This is a genomic window from Armatimonadota bacterium (assembly GCA_031459855.1).
Classification (GTDB): domain Bacteria; phylum Sysuimicrobiota; class Sysuimicrobiia; order Sysuimicrobiales; family Humicultoraceae; genus Fervidifonticultor; species Fervidifonticultor primus.
On sequence record JAVKHP010000001.1, the window covers coordinates 2,189,068 to 2,210,690 of the forward strand.

General features: G+C 71.6%; 20 protein-coding genes and 1 pseudogene. 18 read left to right on the forward strand and 3 right to left on the reverse strand.

Annotated features, from left to right (window positions below; genetic code table 11):
• The first annotated feature begins 4 nt into the window (after window positions 1-4).
• The 3 genes from QN157_10020 (at window position 5) to QN157_10030 (ending at window position 3,869) form a co-directional block, all read left to right on the forward strand.
• On the forward strand, window positions 5-1,246 hold the full coding sequence (locus QN157_10020) for a cysteine desulfurase (GenBank protein ID MDR7555932.1): 1,242 nt from the start codon (window positions 5-7) through the stop codon (window positions 1,244-1,246).
• 12 nt (window positions 1,247-1,258) lie between these two features.
• Window positions 1,259-1,723 (forward strand): SUF system NifU family Fe-S cluster assembly protein, encoded by a 465-nt coding sequence (locus QN157_10025; protein ID MDR7555933.1) that lies wholly within the window; start codon window positions 1,259-1,261, stop codon window positions 1,721-1,723.
• A gap of 157 nt (window positions 1,724-1,880) precedes the next feature.
• Window positions 1,881-3,869: an ABC transporter permease subunit gene (locus QN157_10030; protein MDR7555934.1), complete on the forward strand. Its 1,989-nt coding sequence runs from the start codon at window positions 1,881-1,883 to the stop codon at window positions 3,867-3,869.
• Here the strand turns inward: QN157_10030 and QN157_10035 are convergent.
• Both QN157_10035 and QN157_10040 read right to left on the reverse strand, forming a co-directional pair.
• A complete protein-coding gene (locus tag QN157_10035) occupies window positions 3,866-4,831 on the reverse strand; it encodes a transketolase C-terminal domain-containing protein (GenBank protein MDR7555935.1) in 966 nt (321 codons plus the stop codon). The genes QN157_10030 and QN157_10035 overlap by 4 nt on opposite strands.
• 4 nt (window positions 4,832-4,835) lie before the next feature.
• The gene (locus QN157_10040; protein ID MDR7555936.1) at window positions 4,836-5,675 is read right to left on the reverse strand and encodes a transketolase; all 840 of its coding nucleotides are present in this window, start codon (window positions 5,673-5,675) and stop codon (window positions 4,836-4,838) included.
• A gap of 282 nt (window positions 5,676-5,957) precedes the next feature.
• On the opposite strand from QN157_10040, the gene QN157_10045 reads away from it, so the two are divergent.
• From QN157_10045 to QN157_10115, 15 genes and pseudogenes are all read left to right on the forward strand, one after another.
• On the forward strand, window positions 5,958-6,941 hold the full coding sequence (locus tag QN157_10045; GenBank protein ID MDR7555937.1) for a quinone oxidoreductase: 984 nt from the start codon (window positions 5,958-5,960) through the stop codon (window positions 6,939-6,941).
• 197 nt (window positions 6,942-7,138) lie between these two features.
• On the forward strand, window positions 7,139-7,447 hold the full coding sequence (locus QN157_10050) for a non-heme iron oxygenase ferredoxin subunit (protein ID MDR7555938.1): 309 nt from the start codon (window positions 7,139-7,141) through the stop codon (window positions 7,445-7,447).
• Between the two features lie 9 nt (window positions 7,448-7,456).
• A complete protein-coding gene (locus tag QN157_10055; GenBank protein MDR7555939.1) occupies window positions 7,457-8,011 on the forward strand; it encodes an NADH-quinone oxidoreductase subunit B family protein in 555 nt (184 codons plus the stop codon).
• Between the two features lie 46 nt (window positions 8,012-8,057).
• Window positions 8,058-9,137: an NADH-quinone oxidoreductase subunit D gene (locus QN157_10060; protein MDR7555940.1), complete on the forward strand. Its 1,080-nt coding sequence runs from the start codon at window positions 8,058-8,060 to the stop codon at window positions 9,135-9,137.
• Window positions 9,138-9,151: 14 nt separating this feature from the next.
• Window positions 9,152-9,658: an NADH-quinone oxidoreductase subunit I gene (locus QN157_10065; protein ID MDR7555941.1), complete on the forward strand. Its 507-nt coding sequence runs from the start codon at window positions 9,152-9,154 to the stop codon at window positions 9,656-9,658.
• A complete protein-coding gene (locus QN157_10070; GenBank protein MDR7555942.1) occupies window positions 9,655-10,272 on the forward strand; it encodes an NADH-quinone oxidoreductase subunit C in 618 nt (205 codons plus the stop codon). Before QN157_10065 ends, QN157_10070 begins: the two co-directional genes overlap by 4 nt.
• Before the next feature lie 118 nt (window positions 10,273-10,390).
• Entirely contained in the window at window positions 10,391-11,959 is a 1,569-nt protein-coding gene (locus tag QN157_10075) for a molybdopterin-dependent oxidoreductase (GenBank protein ID MDR7555943.1), read from the forward strand.
• Window positions 11,960-12,125: 166 nt separating this feature from the next.
• Entirely contained in the window at window positions 12,126-13,523 is a 1,398-nt protein-coding gene (gene lpdA, locus QN157_10080; protein MDR7555944.1) for a dihydrolipoyl dehydrogenase, read from the forward strand.
• Between the two features lie 81 nt (window positions 13,524-13,604).
• Window positions 13,605-14,627 (forward strand): thiamine pyrophosphate-dependent dehydrogenase E1 component subunit alpha, encoded by a 1,023-nt coding sequence (locus QN157_10085; GenBank protein ID MDR7555945.1) that lies wholly within the window; start codon window positions 13,605-13,607, stop codon window positions 14,625-14,627.
• Between the two features lie 100 nt (window positions 14,628-14,727).
• Window positions 14,728-15,717: an alpha-ketoacid dehydrogenase subunit beta gene (locus tag QN157_10090; protein ID MDR7555946.1), complete on the forward strand. Its 990-nt coding sequence runs from the start codon at window positions 14,728-14,730 to the stop codon at window positions 15,715-15,717.
• Window positions 15,718-15,728: 11 nt separating this feature from the next.
• Window positions 15,729-17,168, forward strand: a complete 1,440-nt coding sequence (locus QN157_10095) for a dihydrolipoamide acetyltransferase family protein (protein MDR7555947.1) — start codon at window positions 15,729-15,731, stop codon at window positions 17,166-17,168.
• Window positions 17,158-18,063, forward strand: coding sequence for a lipoyl synthase (lipA, locus tag QN157_10100; GenBank protein ID MDR7555948.1), 906 nt, complete (start codon window positions 17,158-17,160; stop codon window positions 18,061-18,063). Before QN157_10095 ends, lipA begins: the two co-directional genes overlap by 11 nt.
• Before the next feature lie 227 nt (window positions 18,064-18,290).
• Window positions 18,291-18,416, forward strand: a pseudogene (locus QN157_10105) (dihydrofolate reductase).
• A gap of 162 nt (window positions 18,417-18,578) precedes the next feature.
• Window positions 18,579-19,070 carry a VOC family protein gene (locus QN157_10110; protein MDR7555949.1) on the forward strand — a complete coding sequence of 164 codons (492 nt, stop codon included), beginning with the start codon at window positions 18,579-18,581 and terminating at the stop codon, window positions 19,068-19,070.
• Window positions 19,071-19,685: 615 nt separating this feature from the next.
• The gene (locus QN157_10115) at window positions 19,686-20,333 is read left to right on the forward strand and encodes a hypothetical protein (protein MDR7555950.1); all 648 of its coding nucleotides are present in this window, start codon (window positions 19,686-19,688) and stop codon (window positions 20,331-20,333) included.
• A 51-nt stretch (window positions 20,334-20,384) separates the two neighbouring features.
• Here QN157_10115 and QN157_10120 read toward each other — a convergent pair whose 3' ends face one another.
• The gene (locus QN157_10120; protein MDR7555951.1) at window positions 20,385-21,416 is read right to left on the reverse strand and encodes an NAD(P)/FAD-dependent oxidoreductase; all 1,032 of its coding nucleotides are present in this window, start codon (window positions 21,414-21,416) and stop codon (window positions 20,385-20,387) included.
• Window positions 21,417-21,623: the final 207 nt, after the last annotated feature.

Consider the following 21,623-nt stretch of genomic DNA (forward strand, 5'->3'; position numbering starts at 1 on the left):
GGCCGTGGATCTGGGCGCGCGCGTGCGGGGCGACTTCCCCCTGCTGGCCCGGACGGTGCACGGCAAGCCCCTGGTCTACCTGGACAGCGCCGCCACGTCCCAGAAGCCGCGCGTCGTCCTGGACGCCCTGCAGGAGTACTACCGCCGCTACAACGCCAACGTGCACCGCGGCATCTACGCCATCGCCGAAGAAGCCACGGCGCGCTACGAGGCCGCGCGCGCGACCCTGGCCCGCCTCCTGCACGCCGCGCGGCCCGAGGAGATCGTCTTCACCCGCGGCACCACCGAGGCGATCAACCTGGTGGCCGGGAGCTGGGGCCGCGCCACCGTGCGCGCCGGCGACGAGATCGTCCTCACCGAGATGGAGCACCACAGCAACATCGTGCCGTGGCAGCTCCTGGCGGCCGAGAAGGGCGCCCGCCTGAAGTACGTGCCCGTCACCGAGGCGGGCCGCCTCGACATGGACGCGCTGGACCGCCTGCTCACCGAGCGCACGCGGTTGGTGGCGGTGGTGCACCAGTCCAACGTCCTGGGCACCATCAACCCGATCCGGGAGATCGCCGACCGGGCGCATGCTGTTGGCGCCCTGGTGCTGGTGGACGCCGCCCAGAGCGTGCCCAATCAGGCCATCGACGTCCAGCAGCTGGGGGCCGACTTCCTGGCCTTCTCCGGCCACAAGATGCTGGGGCCCACCGGCAGCGGGGGTCTGTGGGCCCGCTACGACCTCCTGGAGGCGATGCCGCCCTACCACGGCGGCGGCGAGATGATCGTGCGCGTCGACTACGAACGCTCGACGTTCAAGGCCCCGCCCCACCGCTTCGAGGCGGGCACGCCCCACATCGCCGGCGCCATCGTGCTGGCCGTCGCCGCCGACTACCTGCAGGGGGTGGGGTTCGACGCGATCGCCGCCTGGGAGCACACCCTGGTGGCCTATGCGCTGGAGCGGCTGCAGGACGTGCCGGGCCTGCGGATCCTGGGCCCGACGACCCCTGAGCAGCGCGGGGGCGCCATCAGCTTCGTGATGGACGTCGCGCACCCCCATGACATCGCCCAGGTGCTGGACCAGGAGGGCATCGCCATCCGCGCCGGCCACCACTGCGCCCAGCTCCTGCACCGGCGCTTCGGCGTGGAGGCCAGCGCCCGGGCCAGCGTCCACATCTACAACACCCGCGAGGACATCGACGCGCTGGTGGCGGGCCTGCACACGGTGCGCCGCCTGTTCACGCGCGCCTCCCGTCCGGTGTAGGATCAGGGTACGATGGCCCTCGACGACCTCTACCGTGAGGTCATCCTCGACCATTACGCCCACCCTCGCAACCGGGGCCGCCTCGACCCGGCGGACCTCACCGTCGAGGGCGCGAACCCGTTGTGCGGCGACGAGCTGGTGCTTTCGGTGCGGCTGGAGGGTGACCGCGTGGCGGCCGCGCGGTTCGAGGGCCGCGGCTGCTCCATCAGCCAGGCGTCGGCCTCGATGCTCACCGAGGCGATCACCGGCAAGTCGGTGGAGGAGGTGCGGGGGCTCATCGGTGCGTTCAAGGCCATGATGCGCGGCGCCGACCCCGCCGACGCCCTGGGCGACCTGGCCGCGCTCCAGGGCGTGCGCAAGTTCCCGGTGCGCATCAAGTGCGCGACGCTGGCGTGGGTGGCGCTCGAGCAGGGGCTGGACGAGCGCGCGGCGGGGCGCCCACCTGCGCGCGCCACCACCGAGACCGAGCCGGCCTGAGTTCCCCGCGGACTGCGGCAGGCGGATCGCGCCGCCAGCCGGTGGCCACCCTGACTTCCCCGCGGGCGCCGGCAGGCACCCTTCGGGCCGCCGCCGAATCTCGAAGGCATCCTGCGAGCCCGGGGGGCTGGCTACGCACCGTCCGCTCGCATCCCATCTGACCACCGCGACGCTGACCCTCCTGGGAGCGTCGGTGCTGGTCTTTGGGCTGGTCCACCTTGCCCCGTTCGATCCGGCGCGGTACTTCGTGCAGTTCCGCCAGGGCTACCGGGAAGAGCAGATCCGACAGGTGCGACAGTGGTACGGGCTCGACGATCCCGTGCCCGTGCAGTACGTGCGGTGGCTGCGGCGCGTGGCCACCGGTGACTTCGGCCGCTCGGTGTCCAACGGGCGCGAACTCGGCCCTGAACTGTGGCGTCGTCTGCCCTGGACGCTGTTGCTCCTGGGCGCGGCATGGGGGCTCGCCGCCCCGGCGGCGATCGGGATCGCCATGGCGGGCGCCGGGGACGGCACGGGGGGCGCGGTGGTCCGCCCGGTGGCCACCGCGGCGCTGCTGGTGCCGGTGTTCCTGCTGGCCAGCGTGCTGGTGTACGTCTTCGCGGTCCGGCTCGCCTGGGTGCCGATCCTCCCGCCGTTCGAGCTGCGCCTGCTCGACCCCACCCTCTGGCGGGCTCTGCTACTGCCCGCGGTGAGCCTTGCCGTCCCGGTGACCGCGCTGGTGGGACGGCGGCTGGCGGTAGCGCTGCGCGGGGCGCTGGAGGCGCCCTACGTGGTGGCAGCGCGCGCCCGCGGCCTGCCAGCCGCCGCGGTACGCCGTGTGGCGCTGCGCGCGGCCATCGCAACGGTGCTCGCTCACCCCCTGCCCCTGGTGGTGGCGTCGCTGGGCGCGCTGCTGGTCGTGGAAGAGGTGGTGGGCTGGCCGGGTCTGGGCCGGGTCTTCATGCGTGCCGTCGCCCAGCGCGACATCACGGCCGTGCAGGCCGCGCTCTTCCTCCTGGTGGCCGTCGGACTGGCTGGCGAGGTCGCAGCGCGCCAGCTGGCGGTGCGGCTCGCAGGACACGATCTGGCCGCCGCCGGTGGCGCTGCGGGGACGTTGCGGGGCCCCACCGGGCGCGCGGTGCCAGATGTCGCCCGCCCTGCGCCGGTGCCCGCCCTGCACCGGACCGAGCGCGCGGCGGCGGCCGTGCTGGCCGCGCTGGTCGCTGGCGCGGTGGCGGCGCCGGTGCTCGCGCGCTTTCCACCGGACCTGGTGCTGCTGGAGGAGATACAGCTGCCGCCCTCGCTGCGCCACTGGATGGGCACCGACGCCTCGGGCCGCGACCTGTTCAGCCGGCTGCTGTATGCCGGCCGCGTGACCCTGGCGCTGGCGGCGGTGCCGGCGGTGGCCGCGGTGGCGGGTGCGGTGGTCCTCGCCGCCGTGGCGCGCTGGCGGGGGCCGACGTGGATCGCCGCGCTGGCGGGCGCCTCGCGCACGCTGGGCGCGTTTCCGCCCCTGGCGCTGGCGATGGCGGTTGCTGTCGTCGTCGGCCGCGTCCCCACAGCCCTGGGAGGCGTGATGGTGGCCTGGGGCCTGGCAGAGTGCGCGGAACGCGTCGCGGCGCTCACGGCGCGGGCGCGCGCGTGGCCGTTTGCCGACGCTGCGGTGGCGTTGGGCGCGACGCCCGGGCGCGTGCTGGAGCGGCACCTGGCGCCGCACCTCGCGCGGCCCCTGGCCGCAGAAGTGCTGGCCCTGGTGCCCGGCTTCGTGTTGCTGGAGGCCACCCTGGGGTTCTTCGGCTTCAGCCTGAGCCCCACGATCCCGACGTGGGGCACGCTGCTGTGGCGCGGCCGCGAGGCGCTGCACCGCGGCGACTGGTGGTTGCTCGTCTTCCCGGTGGCGTTTGCGCTGGCGGCGGCCTGGGCGTGCCTGCGGCTCGCCGAGGCGCTGCGGGCACCCGAGGGGCCCACCTACGCGCGCATCGTCCGCCCTGGCCAGGGACCCGAGTGGGCACCGGCAGCGGCGCGTGCAGCGACCCCGCCGGCCGCGCGCGCCCCGGCCAGGCCTGGCGTGACGTCCATCGCTGCAGCCGACGACCCGGCAGTGGCCGCGCCGCTCTCCCGCCGCATCCCCGCGCCCCGGCGGTGGCGGCGCGGGAAGCCGTCCTAACGGCGCTTGCGCGCCAGCGCCCGGCGGGCAGCGGCCACGATGTCGGCGGCCGTCAGCCCGTACTTCTCCATCAGGGCCCGCGGCGAGCCCGACTCCCCGAAGACGTCGCGGATACCCACCCGCTCCACGGGCACCGGCTCGTGGGCGCTGGTCACCTCCGCCACCGCGCCGCCCAACCCGCCGTAGACGGTGTGCTCTTCGGCCGTCACGATGGCGCCGGTCTCCCGGGCGGCCGCCAGGACCGCGGCCTCGTCCAGCGGCTTGAGCGTGGCCATGTTCAGCACGCGGGCCTCGATGCCCTCGGCGGCCAGCGTCTCGGCCGCGGCCAGGGCCTCGGCGACCATGATGCCGCAGGCGATGAGGGTCACGTCGTCCCCCTGTCGGAGCTGCGCGGCGCGCCCGATGGTGAAGGTGTAGGTGTCGTCGAAGAGCACGGGCACCGGCGCGCGGCCCAGGCGCACGTAGGCCGGCCCGTGGTGCTCGACCAGCGCCGCGATGACCTGGTGCGTCTCCGTGGCGTCGGCGGGCACGATGACGGTCATGTTGGCCAGGGCCCGCATCATCGCCAGCTCCTCGATGGCCTGGGCGCTCATGCCGTCCTCGCCCACGGTGAGCCCGCCGTGGGTGCTGACCAGCTTCACGTTGAGGCCGGGCTGCGCCACCAGCACCCGGATCTGGTCGTAGGCCCGGCCCGGCACGAAGACGGCGAAGGAGCTCACGAAGGGAATCTTCCCGCACGTGGCGAGCCCCGCGGCCACGCCCACCATGTTCTGCTCGGCGATGCCGCATTCGACGAACCGGTCGGGGAACGCGGCCGCGAACGCCTCGAGTCGGGTCGAGTCGCGCAGGTCGCCGGTCAGCGCCACCACCCGCGCGTCGCGCCGGCCGACGGCGACCAGCGCCTCGCCGTACGCGTCCCGCGTCGCCTTCCCGCCGGCGGTCTGCACTACGGGCCCTGCCATCGCCTCACCTCCCCGTCGTGGCGCCGTCGAGCTCGGCCAGGGCCCGGCTGAGCTCGTCGCGCGTCAACGCCTTGCCGTGGAAGCCCACCACACCCTCCAGGAACGAGACGCCCTTGCCCTTGACCGTCCGCGCTACGATCACCTGCGGGCGGCCCCTCGTGGCCCGCGCCCGGTCCAGCGCGGCGACGATGGCGCCCAGATCGTGCCCGTCGATCTCCTGGACGTCCCAGGTGCACGCGCGCCACTTGTCGGCCAGCGGGTCGAGGCGGATGCGGTCCTCGGTCGGGCCCGTCTGCTGGAGGCCATTGCGGTCGACGATGGCGGTGAGGTTGTCCAGCGCGTAGTGGGCCGCGAACATCGCGCCCTCCCAGACGGCGCCCTCCTGGCACTCGCCGTCGCCCAGCAGGGCGTAGACTCGGTAGGGGCGGCCGTCGCGCTTGCCGGCGAGCGCCATGCCGATGGCGGCGGAGAAGCCCATGCCCAGCGACCCCGTCGAGATCTCCACCCCCGGGGTCCGGGTCATGTCGGGATGGCCCTGCAGGATGCTGCCGACCTCGCGCAGCGTCCACAGGTGCTCGGCCGGGAAGTACCCGCAGGCGGCGAGCACCACGTAGAGCGCCGGGCACGCGTGGCCCTTGCTCAACACGAACCGATCCCGGTCGGGCCAGGCCGGATTGCGCGGGTCGTGGCGCATCGTGTGATAGTACAGCACGGTGATGAGATCGATCGCCGACAGCGAGCCCCCGGGGTGCCCGGAGCCCGCCCTGGTGATCATCTGCAAGATGGTCTTCCGAAACTCGCGCGCGCGGGCCTCCAGCGCGCGCAGGTCCACACCGTCGGTCATGGCTCGCTCTCCCGGCGCGCAACGGTCCTCGGGGTGGGCGTGTGCGTCCACCGACATCGCCGTACCCGACGAGGCTTCGCGCACGGTCATGCCCGCCCCTGCCGTGCAGACGCACCGCGCCGCCAGCACCGCATCGCGGAGTCCACGGTCCCACCCCGGCAGGGAGGCCGCATCCCGCGGTGGTATAGGTGTGAGCGGTCACGGGGCCGTGCGGAGGGGCGATGCGCGCGCGGTACGCTGCGCGCGCACCAGCACGTGCCACCCTGTCATGCGAGGGAGGCCATGAAGGCGATACGCGTGCACACCACCGGCGGGCCGGACGTCCTGCGCTACGAGGAGGTACCCGATCCCCAGCCGGGCCCGGGCCAGGTGCTGGTCCGCCTGGACGCCGCGGGCGTCAACTACCTCGACATCTACCTGCGCGCCGGCCTGTACCCGGCGCCGCTGCCGTTCATCCCCGGCAGCGAGGGGGCCGGTGTCGTGGTCGCCGTGGGGCCAGACGTCGCCTCTGTAACCCCCGGCGATCGTGTGGGGTTCCTCGCCGGGCCGTGCGCCTACGCCGAGTTGGCTGCAGTCCCGGCCGCGCGCGTGGTGCGCCTGCCCGAGGGCATCGACACGGCCACCGCCGCCGCCGTCCTGCTGCAGGGGATCACCGCCCACTACCTGGTGCACGCCACGTACCCGCTCCGCGCGGGAGAGTGGGCGCTCGTCCATGCTGCCGCCGGCGGCGTGGGCCTGCTGCTGGTGCAGATGGCGAAGCGAGCGGGCGCCACGGTGATCGGCACCGTCGGGACCCAGGCCAAGGCCGCGCTGGCGCGCGAGGCCGGTGCCGACCACGTGATCGTCTACACCGAGGAGGACTTCGAGGAGGCCACCAGGCGCCTGACCGGTGGACGCGGCGTGGACGTGGTGTACGATTCGGTGGGGAAGACGACCTTCGAGAAGGGGCTGAACGTCCTGCGGCCGCGCGGCTACATGGTGCTGTTCGGCCAGGCCAGCGGGCCCGTGCCGCCCGTCGACCCGCAGGTCCTCAACGCCAAGGGCTCGCTGTTCCTGACGCGGCCGACGCTGGCCCACTACACGGCCACCCGCCAGGAGCTCGACGAGCGCGCCACCGCCGTCTTCGAGATGATCCAGCGCGGTGAGTTACGGGTGCGCATCGAGCGCCGCGTCCCGCTGGCCGCGGCTGCCGAGGCGCACCGCGCGCTGGAGAGCCGACAGACCGCAGGCAAGCTGCTGCTGGTGCCCGACGGCGGGGCGCGGTAGCCTCAAGGGCGTTGGCGTGGCGACAGGGACGGTCCGGCGGTCGCGCGGCGGCATGTCGACGTGGCAGGGATGTCGTCGCGTGAACGTGGGGGATGCGTGCGGCGCGTGCAGCGCACGCCAGCGCAGGGTCTTTGACGTCCCGTGGAGGCAATGGTACGATAGTCGCGAAACGTGCACCAACGCGCACCGGGGTGGGGATGCCGCGCCTGCGAGTCGCTGCGACAGCGGCCGTGCCGGAGGGTCACGCGACGATCGTGGACGCAGCCGGGACGCGCGTGGCGCTTTTCCATCGGCCCGACGGGTGGTTTGCCGTCGAGAACGCGTGTACCCACCGCGGGGAGCCACTGGGGGAGGGCGACGTCGAGGGGCACGTGGTCACCTGTCCCTGGCACGGCGGGCAGTTCGATCTGCGCACCGGCGCGGTGGTCGCCCCGCCACCCGGGCGACCGGTACGAACGTTTCCCGTCGTGGTGGAGGGAGAGGACGTCTGGCTTGAGGTCCCGTAGGAGGTGGGCATGAGCACCCAGCCGGCGACCCCGCGACCCTCGCAGCTCGTCCCGCTGGACGTGGCGGTGGACGTGCTGGAGAGCCTGCCCGGTGGCCGCGTGATCCTCACCAAGGTGGAGTCCCTCCTCAACTGGGGGCGGGCCGCCAGCCTGTGGCCGCTGACGTTCGGCCTCGCGTGCTGCGCCATCGAGATGATGGCCGCCTTCGCGGGCCGGTTCGACCTCGACCGCATCGGCGTCATCCCCCGCGCCACGCCGCGCCAGGCCGACCTGATGATCGTGGCCGGCCGCTGCACCATCAAGATGGCGCCCATCGTCCGGCGGCTGTGGGAGCAGATGCCGGAACCCAAGTACGTGATCTCCATGGGGTCGTGCGCCACCTGCGGCGGCCCGTTCTACTACGACAACTACTCGATCCTCAAGGGCATCGATCAGGTGGTGCCCGTCGACGTCTACGTGCCCGGCTGCCCGCCGCGGCCGGAGGCGCTGATCGAGGGCATCCTCAAGCTGCAGGAGAAGATCAAAGCCGAGCCGTTCCTGCGCCGCGCGGCGGCGCAGGCCTAACGGCGCCGGACCGGGAGTCGCCGTGGCGCTGCGCACCGAGGAACTCATGCTCAACATGGGGCCGCAGCACCCCAGCACCCACGGGGTGCTGCGCCTGGTGGTGACCCTCGACGGCGAGAACATCGTGGAGGTACAGCCCGACATCGGCTACCTCCACTCGTCGGTCGAGAAGATGATGGAGTACCGCACCTACCTCCAGAACGTGGCCCTCACCGACCGGGGGATGGACTACCTGAGCGCGCTGGCCAACGAGGAGGCGTTCCTGCTGGCCACAGAGCGCCTGGGCGGCATCGAGGTCCCCCCGCGGGCGCGCTGGATCCGCACGATCATGCTGGAGTTCCAGCGCCTCGCCAGCCACCTGGTCTGGCTGGGCACGTGGGCCATCGACCTCGGTGCCACCACCGTCTTCCTCTACTGTTTCCGCGAGCGCGAGCGGATCCTCGACCTGTTCGAACAGGCCACCGGAGGACGGCTCCACCACGTCTACTTCCGTCCGGGCGGCGTCTACGAGGACCTGCCGGTGGGGTGGACCGACCGGGCGCTGGCGTTCTGCGCCGAGTTCCCTCGCCACCTCCAGGAGTACCACGACCTGCTCACCGGCAACCCGATCTTCCAGGTCCGCACCCAGGGCGTGGGCGTGCTGCCCACGGAGGCGGCCATCGCCATGGGCGCGTGTGGGCCCGTGGCCCGGGCGTCCGGGGTGGCCTTCGACGTGCGCAAGGCCTTGCCGTACGAGGCCTACGGCGAGGTCGACTTCGACGTGCCGGTCTTCCCCCAGGGCGACTGCTGGGCGCGCTACCTGGTGCGCATGGAGGAGATGCGCCAGTCGGTGCGCATCATCGAGCAGGCCATCGCAAAGCTGCCGCCAGGCGAGATCCGCAGCAAGGTGCAGGTGACCGTCAAGCTCCCGCGGGGCGAGGTTTACGCCCGGACCGAGTCGCCCCGGGGCGACCTGGGCGTCTACCTGGTGAGCAACGGCGACGACACGCCCTACCGTGTGAAGATCCGGGCCCCGTCGTTCTCGAACCTGTTCGCCCTGACGGAGATGATGCGGGGCTGGAAGGTGGCCGACGTGATCGCGATTCTCGGCAGCGTGGACATCGTGCTGTCCGACGTGGACCGGTGACCGGAGGCGCCGCGATGCAGGACGTCCCCCACCGGAACGGCGCATCGTCGCTGGCGGCGCGGGCCTGGCAGGCGATCGACGGGCTGCTGACCGGGCTCCGGGTGACGTGGCGGGCGCTGCTGGGGCCCAAGAACACGGTCATGTACCCGGTGCAGAAGGTCAACGTCGCGCCCCGCTGGCACGGGCTGCTGGCCCTGCCGGTCGATCCCGAGACGGGCAGCGACAAGTGCATCATCTGCTTCCAGTGCGAGCGGGTCTGCCCCGACCGCTGCATCCACATCGAGGCCACCGGGCGGGGCAAGGACCGGGTGCTCACGCGCTTCGACATCGAGATGGACAAGTGCTGCTACTGCGGGCTGTGCGTGGAGGTCTGCCCCACCGAGGCCATCGTCTTCGTGCCCCACTACGAGACCAGCACCTACAACCGCGCCAACCTGCTCTACACCCTCGACGACCTGCGGCGCGCCGCGCCCAAGGAGCCGATTGCGCGCGGCGTGGTGCGTCTGGGAGGCCGCCCGTGAGCTGGGCGCTGGTCGACGAGCTGCAGCGCCGCTTCCCGGAGGTCGAGCCCTTCCCCCGGCCGCATCCCCCAGAAGCCGATGCGCACCCCGGGGAGGAGTCCGGGGGAACGGCGGCGCGCCCCGCACCCGCCCGCGGGCACGGCGCAGGGCAGGTGTTCACGCACCACGTCCCGGGGGCCTGGGTGCCGGCGGGGCGGCTGGTGGAGGTCGCGCGCACCCTGCGCGACGAGGCGCCGTTCCACCTGGACTACTGCTCCTTCGTCTCGGCGGTGGACTGGCCGGCAGAGGGCGTCTTCGAGGTGACGTACCACCTGTTCTCCATGGCCCGGCGCCACGAGCTGCTGCTGAAGGTGAAGGTGCCGCGGGAGCACCCCGTGGTGCCCAGCGTGACCGGCGTCTGGCGTGGCGCCGACTGGCACGAGCGCGAGACCTACGACCTGTTCGGCATCGTCTTCGAGGGGCACCCCGACCTGCGCCGCATCATGATGACCGACGACTGGGTCGGTCATCCCCTGCGCAAGGACTACGTGTACGAGGATCCCCGGTGGCTGGTGGAGCTGGCCACCCAGCGCCAGCGCGAGATCGACGGGCTGGGCCTTGGGGAACGGGCCTGACCGACCTCGTGCGCGGTGGTCGCGGCGCCCCGGCGGTCGGCCGGGGCGTCCGCGTCTGCGGACGGGTGGGTGGTCGTTGCGCCGGACCGCCGGGAGGACCCGCGTGGAGGTGGCGCGGATGCGACAGCCAGGCCGGACGTGGGGGGCGCTGGCCGGAGCAGGAGCTGGTGTGGTCCTGGTCTGGGCGCTGGTCGCGGGCTGGGGGACCGGCGGGGTGCCGGTGCTCGCGGGCGCGTTGTGGGAGCGTGCCCTGCGGCTGGTGCCCATGGAGGTCTTCGGGTTCCTCGTCGTCCGGTTCAAGTTCGCCGCGAAACCGGCGGGGTTTTGGGCCCTGATGCTGGGCGTGGTGGCGGCGGCCGCCGTAGCGGGCAGCGTGTGGGCCCGCAGACCCCGACCGGCGCTGGTCACGCTGGCGACCGCGTTCGCGGTGGTAGGCGCCGCGCTCGGCGTGGTGGTCTGGCGACCGGCGACGAGCCTGCTCGCGGCGCGGCTGGCCGCCGAAGGCGTGGCGGCGCCCGAGACCGCCGCGGTGCGCACCGTTGCCACGGCGCTGGTGGCGCTGGCCGTGCTGACGGCGGCGGTGTTTGGGGGGCTGCTGGCCGCGCTGTGGCGTCGGCCGGGCGCAGCCGTGCTGCACCTGCCGGCTGGCAGCGCGGTGAGCCGGCGGCGGTTCCTGACCCGCTCCCTCACGCTGGTCGCCGCGCTAGGCGGGGCCGCTGCGGCGGCCCACTGGCTGGCTGCGCGGGCCGCGCATGCCGCCGCCGTGGCCGCAACGCTCTTTCAGCGCATCAGGGGCCTGCCGCCCGAGGTGACACCCACGGAGAAGTTCTACGTGGTCAGCAAGAACCCGCCGGGACTCGACCCGAAGCTCGACGCCTCGCGCTGGCGCCTGGAGATCACCGGGCTGGTGGCCAAGCCCGTCGTGCTCACCTACGAGCAGCTGCGCGCGCTCCCTGCGGTCGAGCGGTACCACACGCTGGAGTGCATCAGCAACGAGGTGGGTGGCGACCTGATCGGCAACGCCCGGTGGAAGGGCGTGCGCTTCCGCGACCTCATCGCGCTGGCGGGTGGGGTGAGCCCCACGGCGGTGCGCTTCGCGCTCCGGTGCGCTGACGGGTACACCGAAGGCCTCGGGACTGCCGAGGCGCTGCACCCCGACACGATGCTGGCCTACGAGATGAACGGCGCGCCGCTGCCCCCTGCCCACGGCTTTCCGGCGCGGCTGCTGGTGCCGGGGCTGTTCGGGATGAAGAACCCCAAGTGGCTGACGAAGATCGAGGCCGTCGCCACCCACTTCACCGGGTACTGGCAGGCGTCGGGGTGGAGCGACGAGGCCGTGGTCAAGACCACGTCGATGTTCCGCGTGCCCTCAGGGCGCAGCGTGGGCCGGGCGCCCGACGGCGCCGTCGAGCTCGGGGGCATCGCCTACGCGGGCGATCGCGGCATCGCCGAGGTGGAGGTCAGCACCGACGACGGCAAGACCTGGACGAAGGCCGCGGTCAAGCCGCCGCTGGGCAAGTACACCTGGGTGCTGTGGGCCGCGCTGTGGACGCCGACCGGCCCCGGCACCTACGTCCTCAAGGTCCGGGCGCGCGACGGCACCGGCGTGCTGCAGACGGCCCAGGAGGCTCCCACGCTGCCCGACGGGGCCAGCGGCTACCACACGATCCGAATCCGGCTGCGCTGACGGGTGCTGCTCCTGGCCAGCGACCTGCCGTCGCGATGAGCAGGAGCGCCGCACGCACCGCGCGAACCTCTTCGGGGCTGGATGCCCCCGCGCGGGTCTCCTGTCCCGCACCGGATCCATCCTCGGGTGCCCCAAGACCGCACCTGCGCGTCCCTGGGAGGGCGGCGTGGCGAACTCCTACGACCTGGTGATCATCGGCGGCGGCCCCGCGGGCTACGTGGGGGCCGTGCGCGCGGCGCAGCTTGGGCTGCGCACCGCCCTGGTCGAGCGCGACAAGCTCGGCGGCATCTGCACGCACTGGGGCTGTATCCCCACCAAGGTCCTGCTGCACACCGCCGAGCTCGTCGAGCGCCTGCGCGCCGCGCAGGCGCTGGGGCTGGAGGGTGGCCCGCTGACCGTGAACTACGCGCGGCTGCAGCAGCGCAAGGCCGAGGTGGTCGAGCGGCTCCACCGCGGCGTGCAGTACCTGATGCGCAAACACCAGATCGACGTCTTCTACGGCACCGGGCGCTTCGAGCGGGCCGACCGGGTGGCAGTAGCCCTCAACGACGGCTCGGAGACCGTACTCGAGGCCGCCCATGTCCTGGTGGCCACGGGCTCGACGGCCCGCAGCGTGCCCGGCATCGCCATCGACAACAAACGCATCCTGGACAGCAGCGGCGCGCTGATGCTGGAGGCCCCGCCGCGGGCCATCGTGATCCTGGGTGCCGGTGCCGTGGGCGTGGAGTTCGCCAGCCTGTTCGCGGCCCTGGGCAGTGCGGTCACCCTGGTGGAGCTGCTGCCGACGCTGCTGCCGCTGGAGGACGAGGAGATCGGCAAGGGGCTGGAGCGCGTCTTCACCCGCAAGGGGATCACGGTGCACACGGGCACCACGGCCACGCGGGCCACGCTGCGGGACGACCGCGTGGTCGTCACCCTGGCCCGCGGGGACCAGACGGAGGAGGTCGAGGCGGACTACCTGCTGGTGGCGGTGGGACGTGCGCCGCTGCTGGACGGCCTGCAGCTGGAGGCCGTCGGCGTGGCGGTCGAGCGCGGCGCGATCGCCGTGGACGACGAGTTCCGCACCTCGGTGCCGACGATCTACGCCGTGGGCGACTGTATCGGCCGGCCCTACCGCCTGGCCCACGTCGCCTCCGACGAGGCCATCCACGCCGTCGAGGCAATCGCGGGGGTCGCGCACGCCCCCGTCAACTACCAGGCGGTGCCGCGGCCCACGTTCTCCATCCCCCAGGTGGCGACCGTTGGGCTCTCGGAGCGGCAGGCCCGCGAGGCCGGCTACGACGTCAGGGTGGGGCGCTTCGCCTTCCAGGCCAACAGCAAGGCGGTCATCGAGGGCGAGCGCGACGGGTTCGTCAAGGTCGTGACCGACGGCCGGACCGGCGAGATCCTGGGCATCCACATGCTGGGGCCGGCGGTGACAGAACTGCTGGCGGAAGGCGTCGCCGTCAAGTATCTTGAAGGTACAGCCGTGGAGCTGGCCGGGGCGGTGCACGCGCACCCCACGCTGGCGGAGGCGCTCCGGGAGGCCGCGCTGGACGCGCTGGGCCGGGTGCTGCACGCCTGACCCCGGTCACCCCCGCCGGGCGCACAACGCCCGGCCGGGTGCAGGGAACCGACTCTGCACACACCTCGAGGGGGCGAGGAGATGGTCGACCGAGACCGTCAGACCGCGACCGTGCAGGCCCGGCACGTGACGCTGGGCCTCTCCGACGACGACGTGCTCCGCATGTACCACACCCTGGCGCTGGCCCGCGCCCTCGACGAACGGATGTGGGTGCTGCAGCGCGCCGGCCTGGTGCCGTTCGTGATCTCCGGCCAGGGGCACGAGGGCGCCCAGGTGGGCGTGATGTGGGCCACCGATCGCGCCCGCGACTGGCTGGTGCCGTTCTACCGCTCGCTGGCCGCGTGCCTGGCCAAGGGGATGTCGGCGCGGGACCTGATGCTGGGGCTCTTCGCGCGGGCGGAGGACCCCAGCAGCGGCGGCCGGCAGATGCCCGCGCACTGGGCCCACCCGCGCCTCAAGATCCTCTCGACCAGCAGCCCGGTGGGCACGCAGTACCTGCACGCGGTGGGCATCGCCTACGCGGCCAAGCTGCGCAAGACCGGCGAGGTCTGCGTCACGTCCGTGGGCGAGGGCGGCACCAGCCAGGGCGACTGGCACGAGGCGATGAACTTCGCGGGCATCCACAAGCTCCCCGTGGTCTTCATGGTCGAGAACAACCGGTACGCCATCTCGGTCCCCCAGCGGCTGCAGATGGCGGTCGACGACGTGGCGGTGCGGGCCGCGGGCTACGGGTTCCCTGGCGTCGTCGTCGACGGGTCCGACGTGCTGGCGTGCTACGAGGCGGGCCGCGAGGCGGTGCGCCGGGCCCGGGCCGGCGAGGGCCCCACCTTGATCGAGGCCAAGGTCGAGCGGCTGACCGCGCACTCCTCCGAGGACCGGCAGGAGAAGTACCGGCCGACCGCTGACGTCGAGGCTGCTCGCAGCCGAGATCCCCTGGTGGTGTTCAAGCACTACCTGGAGCAGGTGGGCCTGCTGGACGAGCGCCGCTACACGGAGATCCACGCGCAGATCCGCGCCGAGGTCGATGATGCCACCGCGTACGCGGAACGGGCGCCGTGGCCCGATCCCGCGACCGTGACCCGGCACGTGTACTACGAGGGGTAGGCGCGTGACCGTGCTGCGGTCGGTGGCTGGGACGAGGCGGGGGCCTCATCGCGCGGGGGCTCCCGCCGGGGCGCCGTAGGCCGTAGGGGGAGGGCGCACGATGCCGGAACTGCGGCTGCTGGATGCGATCCGCCAGGCCATGTACGAGGAGATGAAGCGCGACGAGCGCGTCGTCGTGCTGGGCGAGGACGTGGGGCCCAAGGGCGGGGTGTTTGGCGCCACTGACGGCTTCTGGGCCGAATTCGGGGAGGCGCGGGTCCTGGACACGCCGCTGGCCGAGTCGACCATCGTGGGCGCGGCGATCGGCATGGCCGCCAACGGGCTGATTCCCATCGCCGAGATCCAGTTCTCCGACTTCATCTTCCCTGCAACCAACCAGATCGTGAGCGAGGCGGCGCGGATGCGTTACCGCAGCAACGGGGCGTTCGGGTGCCCCATCGTCATCCGCGCGCCCTACGGCGGCGGGGTCGAGGTGCACGGCGGACTGTACCACTCCCAGAGCATCGAGGCGTTCTTCGCCCACGTCCCCGGGCTCAAGGTGGTGGCGCCGTCGGTGCCCTACGACGCCAAGGGCCTGCTGAAGGCCGCGATCCGCGATCCCGACCCCGTGCTCTACCTGGAGCACAAGCGGCTCTACCGGGCGGTCCGCGGCGAGGTGCCCGAGGACGACTACGTGGTGCCCATCGGGCCGGCCGTGGTACGCCGTCCGGGCACGACGCTGTCGCTGTTCGCCTACGGTCAGATGCTGCACGAGGCCCTGGCCGTGGCCGCAGAGATGGCCGGGGAGGGGATCGACGTCGAGGTGGTCGACCTGCAGACGCTGCGACCGCTGGACGTGGAGACGATCCTGGCCTCGGTCCGCAAGACCAACAAGGCCCTGATCGTTTACGAGGACAACCGGTTCCTGGGGTTTGGGGCCGAGGTGGCGGCGATCATCGCCGAGGAGGCGTTCGACGCGCTCGACGGACCGGTGATGCGCGTGGCCGGGCTCGACGTGCCGGCGGTGCCCTACGCCGATCCGTTGGCCGCGGCGTTCATGCCGTCGCGGGCCAAGATCGCCGACGCCGTGCGGCGCCTGGCCACGTACTGAGGGGCGTGCCGATGCCGGTCGAGATCAAGCTGCCGCAGCTGGGCGAGAGCATCCACGAGGGCACCATCGCGCGGTGGCTCAAGCAGCCCGGCGACCGCGTCGAGAAGTACGAGCCGTTGGTGGAGATCACCACCGACAAGGTCAACGTGGAGATGCCCTCGCCCGTGGCGGGGGTGCTGGTGGCGCTGCTGGTCCCGGAGGGCGAGACGCGGCCGGTGGGCGCGCCGATCGCGCTGGTGGAGCTGGAGGGGGCCGCAGCCGAGGGCGCGCCGCGCGGCCCACAGCAGCCCGGCGAGGCCGCGGACGTCACGGTGGCCGCCACCATCGCCGCTGCGGCGCCAGCTGCAGCCCCGACGGCGCCGGCGCTGTCGGCCGAGATGCCGCGCGAGCGCGGCGCCGCCCGTCTGTCCCCGCTGGTCCAGCGCCTGGCCCGCGAGCATGGCATTCCCCTGAGCGTGCTGGAAACCCTGCCCGGCTCCGGCGCCGGCGGTCGGGTCACCAAGGACGACGTCCTGCGCTACGTAGCGCAGCGGGCCGCAAGCGGCGCGGCACCACCCGGAGTCGGTCCTGCGCCTGCAGCGCCGCCGGGTCCGGTAGCCCCGGAGGTCCTTGCAGCGCCGCCGGCCTTCATACCATCGCCACCCTCGCCGGCCGCTGCGGCGCCGCCAGGTCCTGCCGGAGCGCCTGCCCCTGCAGCCCCGACGTCCCCACCAGCGCCGTCGGCGCCCGCGCCAGGTGCTGCGGCCGGCGTCGGGCCCGCCGCTCCCCAGGACCGCTTGCTCAAGCTCACGCCGATCCGCCGGACCATCGCCCAGCGCATGGCCCAGAGCAAGCGCGAGATCCCGCACGCCTACGGCGTGATCGAGGTGGACATGAGCGCCGTGGTGGCGTGGCGCGAGGCCCACAAGGACGCCTGGCGGCGCGAGGGGATCCCGCTGACCTACACGGCCTTCTTCATCAAGGCCGCCACCGACGCCCTGCGCGCCCATCCGGTGGTGAACGCCACCTGGACCGAGGACGGCATCCTGCTGCGCGGGGCGATCAACATCGGGGTGGGCATCGCCGTGGAGGACGGGCTCGTGGTGCCGGTGCTGCATGGGGCCGACCGCCTCAGCCTGCGGGGCATCGCCGCCGCCCTCGACGACCTGACCCGGCGGGCGCGCGCGGGCCAGCTCACGCTGGACGACATCCAGGGCGGCACGTTCACCATCACCAACCCCGGGGTCTTCGGCTCGATCTGGTCGATGCCGATCATCGTCCCGGGCCAGGCGGCGATCCTGGCCACCGATGCCATCGTCAAACGGCCGGTGGTGCGGGACGACGCCATCGCCATCCGCCCCATCATGCACCTGGGGCTCGCGTTCGACCACCGCGTCTTCGACGGCGCGGTGTGCATGCAGTTCCTCCAGTACCTGAAGACCTGGCTGGAGGGGTTCCGCGATGCCGGTTGACGCCGCCCCCCGTCCCGCATGGCTGAAGGTGCGCCTGCCGGGCGGCCCCGACTACGCCGACCTGGTGAGCATCATGCGCGCGCAGCAGATGCACACCGTCTGCGAGGAGGCCCGCTGTCCCAACATCGGCGAGTGCTGGGGCCGGCGCACCGCCACCTTCCTGATCCTGGGGAACGTCTGCACGCGCCGCTGTGGCTACTGCGCCGTGGCCCACGGGCTGCCCACCGAGCTCGACCGCGCGGAACCGGCCCGCCTGGCCGCAGCGGTGGCGGCCATGGGCCTGCGCCACGCCGTCGTCACCTCGGTCACCCGCGACGACCTGGCCGACGGCGGCGCGGCGATCTACGCCGAGACGATCCGGCAGATCCACCGGCGCGTGCCGGCCTGCACCGTCGAGGTGCTCGTGCCCGACTTCAAGGGTAATCCCGAGGCGCTGCGGGTGGTGCTGGACGCCAACCCCGAGATCCTGGGGCACAACATCGAGGCCCCGCGGCGCATCTTCGCGATCGTGCGCCCGGGCGGCGACTACGACCGGTCGCTGGAGCTGTTGCGCCGCGTCAAGGAGTGGGGCTACACCTCGTTCACCAAGAGCAGCATCATCCTGGGCATGGGCGAGACGGTCGACGAGGTCCTCGCGACGATGGACGACCTGCGGGCCGTCGACGTCGACGTGCTCACGCTGGGCCAGTACCTGCGCCCGGGCCCGGAGTTTCATCCCATCGACCGGTACTACACGCCCGAGGAGTTCGCCTGGCTGCGCGAGGAGGGCCTGCGCCGCGGGTTCCGCTACGTCGAGGCCGGCCCACTGGTGCGCTCCTCGTACCGCGCCGACGTCCAGGCGCAGGCTGTGCGTGCCTACCGGGCGCGCCTGGGGGCTGTGCCGGCAGCCGACTAGACCCGGGCCTTTCTCCTGGCACCGCGGGGTGAACCGGGCCGGGTCCCGGTGGTGTAGTTCCGATGGTGCAGCAGTGAGGGGGCATTCCCGGCCGAGGACGCAGGACGCAGACGGTCAGGTTCCCGCCGGGAGTCCGGTCCGATGACCATCGGGTGCGGAGTGGGGCATGGAGCGCTGAAAAAGCGGTGAACGCGGTCTGCCAGAGGCTGCACAAGGAGGTATGCGACATGGTTAAGCTCGTGTTCGGCATGAACGTGTCCTTGGACGGGTACGTCGACCACACGGCCTGTTCGCCAAGTCTCACGCTCTTCCGCCACTTCGTCGAGGAGGCACAGAGACAGGCGGGTAGTGTTTCAGTTTGACCTATGTCCCCGCGTAGCCTCTCGAGGCGCGGGGGCGGAGTCTTCAGGCATGTGGCATGCGGGCAGCAGCTCCGCACGGCCTCACGACGGCATGCACTTGATGGGCTTCGCCTGCAGGTGATGTTGCAGCCGTGAGCTGAAGGAGGTCACCTCATGGCGTCCCGGGTGCAATCGAGGATATTTCCGCATCTTTGGTACTCAGGAGGAGCCGAAGAGGCAGCGAGATTTTACGTGTCCATCTTTCCCGACTCACGCGTCGATCACATAACAGTGCTTCCCAGCGAAACGCCGAGCGGCCCGCCGGGATCGGTCAAGGTGGTCGATTTCACCCTGCTCGGCCAGCGATTTCAGGCAATCAGTGCGGGCCCACATCATGACTTTAATGACGCCGTGTCGATCGTTGTCCTGTGCGAGGATCAGGAGGAGATTGACCGCTATTGGCGTGCGCTCCTCGAGGGCGGTGGGCAAGCACAGGCATGTGGATGGCTCATCGATCGCTTCGGCCTACGATGGCAAATCGTGCCCGCCGTTCTGGATGAGATGATGCGCGACCCAGACCCGGCTCGCTTAAAGCGAGTCATCGATGCGATGTTGAAGATGGTGAAACTGGACATAGCCGCGCTTCAGCATGCGTACGCCGCGTGAAGATCGGCTCCCCCATCGAATCCAGTGAGTCCTAATTTTCTGCAGGACTGCCATCGGAACAGTCTTAGCCTCGACGGCTACATGGCGCCGGATGGCATGGACATGGCGCACTGCAGCGAACCGGCCTACAGCAACTGGGGCGTCAAGTGGGAGGTACTGATGGCATGGGCGCTCAATCAACAGTACGGGCGCGAGAAGCTGACGCTAGGTCCTGGTGGCTTCTTGATAGCCCCTTGGCCACAGATGTGCGGTATGTGCGTGAATGAGTGAGGGTCGCCCATCGGTCATGTCTCGCTCCGCGAAGCTCATCGGGTGCTCGCACGAGGACGAACCGTTGGTCGCTCCCGTTGCGGGTGTGCCGGCACAGGGACGGGCGGTACCGGATGCGCTCCGATAGGTCGTGGGTCCGTCCCGGCGGCAGCGTCATCGACAAGGTCGCCCCGACACAAGCGTAACCTGCATGCCTTCCCTTGTTCGACGGCAAGGCCAACGTGAGGGCCGGTATCGTCAAGCGGAAGGTTTCGGCCCCGGTGATCGTCGGCATCTCGACGTGGGGGATGCTCGGGCGGGGCGATACGGTCGGGATTCCTCATCACTTCTAGGGAGAGAAGCCCTATGACACAGTCTGCTCATGCGGCTCGAGTCCGGCTGAGTGCTGCCGCTCTCGCTGTCGCCGGCATCTTGTTTGTGCTGTATCCGGCGATCAGGCCCTTTTCCGATGAGGCATCCTTGCACGGTGCTGCGGCCTTCGCATCAACCGAGTGGTTGGTGGCTCACGTGCTCGCCATCGTGGCGTTCACACTGCTCCCGCTGGGCTTGCTTGGTCTTCATGGCACCGTGCGACAGGCAGTCGCGGAGCGCCACGCATATGGAGCGGTCGTGTTGAGCCTGATCGGGACGGGTCTCACCGTGCCCTTTTACGGGGCTGAGGCGTACGGCCTGTACGCGATCGGGCAAGCGGCTGTTCGTCAACAGAACGCCGCCCTGCTGACGCAGGTGGCTGTGGTACGGTCCGGTGCAGGTCTCGTCATTTTTCTTGTGGGGCTCTTGCTCCTGGCCATGGCCGCAGTCATGGCTGCCATCGCCGTCTGGAACTCCGGGCGGTATCCAAAGGGGAGCGGCATTCCCATGGCAGTCGGCGTGGGGCTATACGTTCCGCAGTTTTTCTGGACGCAGCCCTTCCGAGTGGCCCACGGCGTGTTGGTCGCCGTTGGCTGTCTTTGGATCGCCGTAGGCGTGTGGTCGCAGGGCAAGGCACCATGAGACGCTCTGGGTGCCCGCGCCACGCCCGCAGGCCGACCGTCGCCCGGCGCATCAGCGGGGCTGGCGGGCCAGTTCCTTCTCCTTCTTCTCCATGATGGCCGAGGAGTGGCCGGGGAACACCGAGGCGTGCGGGTCGAGGTAGGTCGCGGCGTTGTTCACCGCGGTGGCCGCCTCGCCAAACCCCGTCGCGATCAACTTCAGCTTGCCCGGGAACGTGGCGATGTCGCCGGCCGCGTAGACGCCCGGCAGGTTGGTCTCCATCTTGGTGTTGACGACGATGGCGTCACCCTCCAGCTGCAGCCCCCACTGGGCGATGGGGCCCAGGTTGGAGACCAGCCCGAGGAACGCCAGCACGGCGTCCACCCGCAGCACTTCTTCCTGCCCGGTGCGGTTGTTGACGATCACGGCCTCCTCGACGTGCGGGTCGCCCCGCAGCGCCCGCAGCTCGTAGAACAGCTTGACGGTGATCGGCGACTCGAACAGCTTCCTGACGCTGTCGGCGTGGGCGCGAAAGCCATCGCGGCGGTGGATGAGCGTGATGCTCCTGGCGTAGGGGAGCAGGTTCAGCGCCCAGTCCAGGGCGGAGTCGCCGCCCCCGACCACCAGCAGGGTCTTGTCGCGGAACTCCTCCTTGCGCCGCACAGCGAAGTAGAGCCCGCGGCCCTCGTAGCGGTCGAGTTCGGGACGCCGGTAGGTCTTGGGGGTGAAGGCGCCGATGCCCGCCGTGATGATCACCACCCGACTCCGGTGCCGCCCCAGGGTGGTCCCGAGCTCGATGATCCCATCGGGCCCCCGCTGCAGCGTGCGGACCTCCTCGTTCAGGCAGACGGTGGGTTCATACTGCATGGCCTGCTCCACGAGGTTCGCCACCAGGTCCTTCCCCAGGATCTTGGGGAAACCGGCCACGTCGTAGATGTACTTGTCCGGGTAGAGCGCGGTGATCTGGCCTCCCAGATCGGGCTGGCTGTCGATCAGCTTGGTCCGGAAGCCGCGGAACCCGGCGTAGTAGGCGGCGAAGAGGCCGGTGGGCCCGGCGCCGATGATGGTGACGTCGTAGAGTTCGTGGGCCTGCGTCTCGTCCATGAACGCCTCCGCCCCTTCGGGTTCCGTGCCAACCGCTACCCGAGGTGATCGTGCCCCATTGTACCCGTTTCTTGACACGAATTCCCACCCGTGCCAGTGTTAGGACGAGTCCGGTGTGGTCGTGCGCCACCGGTGCGCCGGCAGCGAGCTGCCGGCGCGGGACGAAGCGGACGTCGCCCGGTCCGAGCGCGCCCCTGTACGCCGGGG

Coding starts and splice junctions, on each gene's coding strand:
- QN157_10025 (MDR7555933.1), top strand. CDS start 1,259: ATGGCCCTCGACGACCTCTACCGTGAGGTCATCCTCGACCATTACGCC.
- QN157_10035 (MDR7555935.1), bottom strand. CDS start 4,831: ATGGCAGGGCCCGTAGTGCAGACCGCCGGCGGGAAGGCGACGCGGGAC.
- QN157_10040 (MDR7555936.1), bottom strand. CDS start 5,675: ATGACCGACGGTGTGGACCTGCGCGCGCTGGAGGCCCGCGCGCGCGAG.
- QN157_10045 (MDR7555937.1), top strand. CDS start 5,958: ATGAAGGCGATACGCGTGCACACCACCGGCGGGCCGGACGTCCTGCGC.
- QN157_10050 (MDR7555938.1), top strand. CDS start 7,139: ATGCCGCGCCTGCGAGTCGCTGCGACAGCGGCCGTGCCGGAGGGTCAC.
- QN157_10055 (MDR7555939.1), top strand. CDS start 7,457: ATGAGCACCCAGCCGGCGACCCCGCGACCCTCGCAGCTCGTCCCGCTG.
- QN157_10060 (MDR7555940.1), top strand. CDS start 8,058: ATGCTCAACATGGGGCCGCAGCACCCCAGCACCCACGGGGTGCTGCGC.
- QN157_10065 (MDR7555941.1), top strand. CDS start 9,152: ATGCAGGACGTCCCCCACCGGAACGGCGCATCGTCGCTGGCGGCGCGG.
- QN157_10075 (MDR7555943.1), top strand. CDS start 10,391: ATGCGACAGCCAGGCCGGACGTGGGGGGCGCTGGCCGGAGCAGGAGCT.
- QN157_10085 (MDR7555945.1), top strand. CDS start 13,605: ATGGTCGACCGAGACCGTCAGACCGCGACCGTGCAGGCCCGGCACGTG.
- QN157_10090 (MDR7555946.1), top strand. CDS start 14,728: ATGCCGGAACTGCGGCTGCTGGATGCGATCCGCCAGGCCATGTACGAG.
- QN157_10095 (MDR7555947.1), top strand. CDS start 15,729: ATGCCGGTCGAGATCAAGCTGCCGCAGCTGGGCGAGAGCATCCACGAG.
- lipA (MDR7555948.1), top strand. CDS start 17,158: ATGCCGGTTGACGCCGCCCCCCGTCCCGCATGGCTGAAGGTGCGCCTG.
- QN157_10110 (MDR7555949.1), top strand. CDS start 18,579: ATGGCGTCCCGGGTGCAATCGAGGATATTTCCGCATCTTTGGTACTCA.
- QN157_10115 (MDR7555950.1), top strand. CDS start 19,686: ATGACACAGTCTGCTCATGCGGCTCGAGTCCGGCTGAGTGCTGCCGCT.
- QN157_10120 (MDR7555951.1), bottom strand. CDS start 21,416: ATGGACGAGACGCAGGCCCACGAACTCTACGACGTCACCATCATCGGC.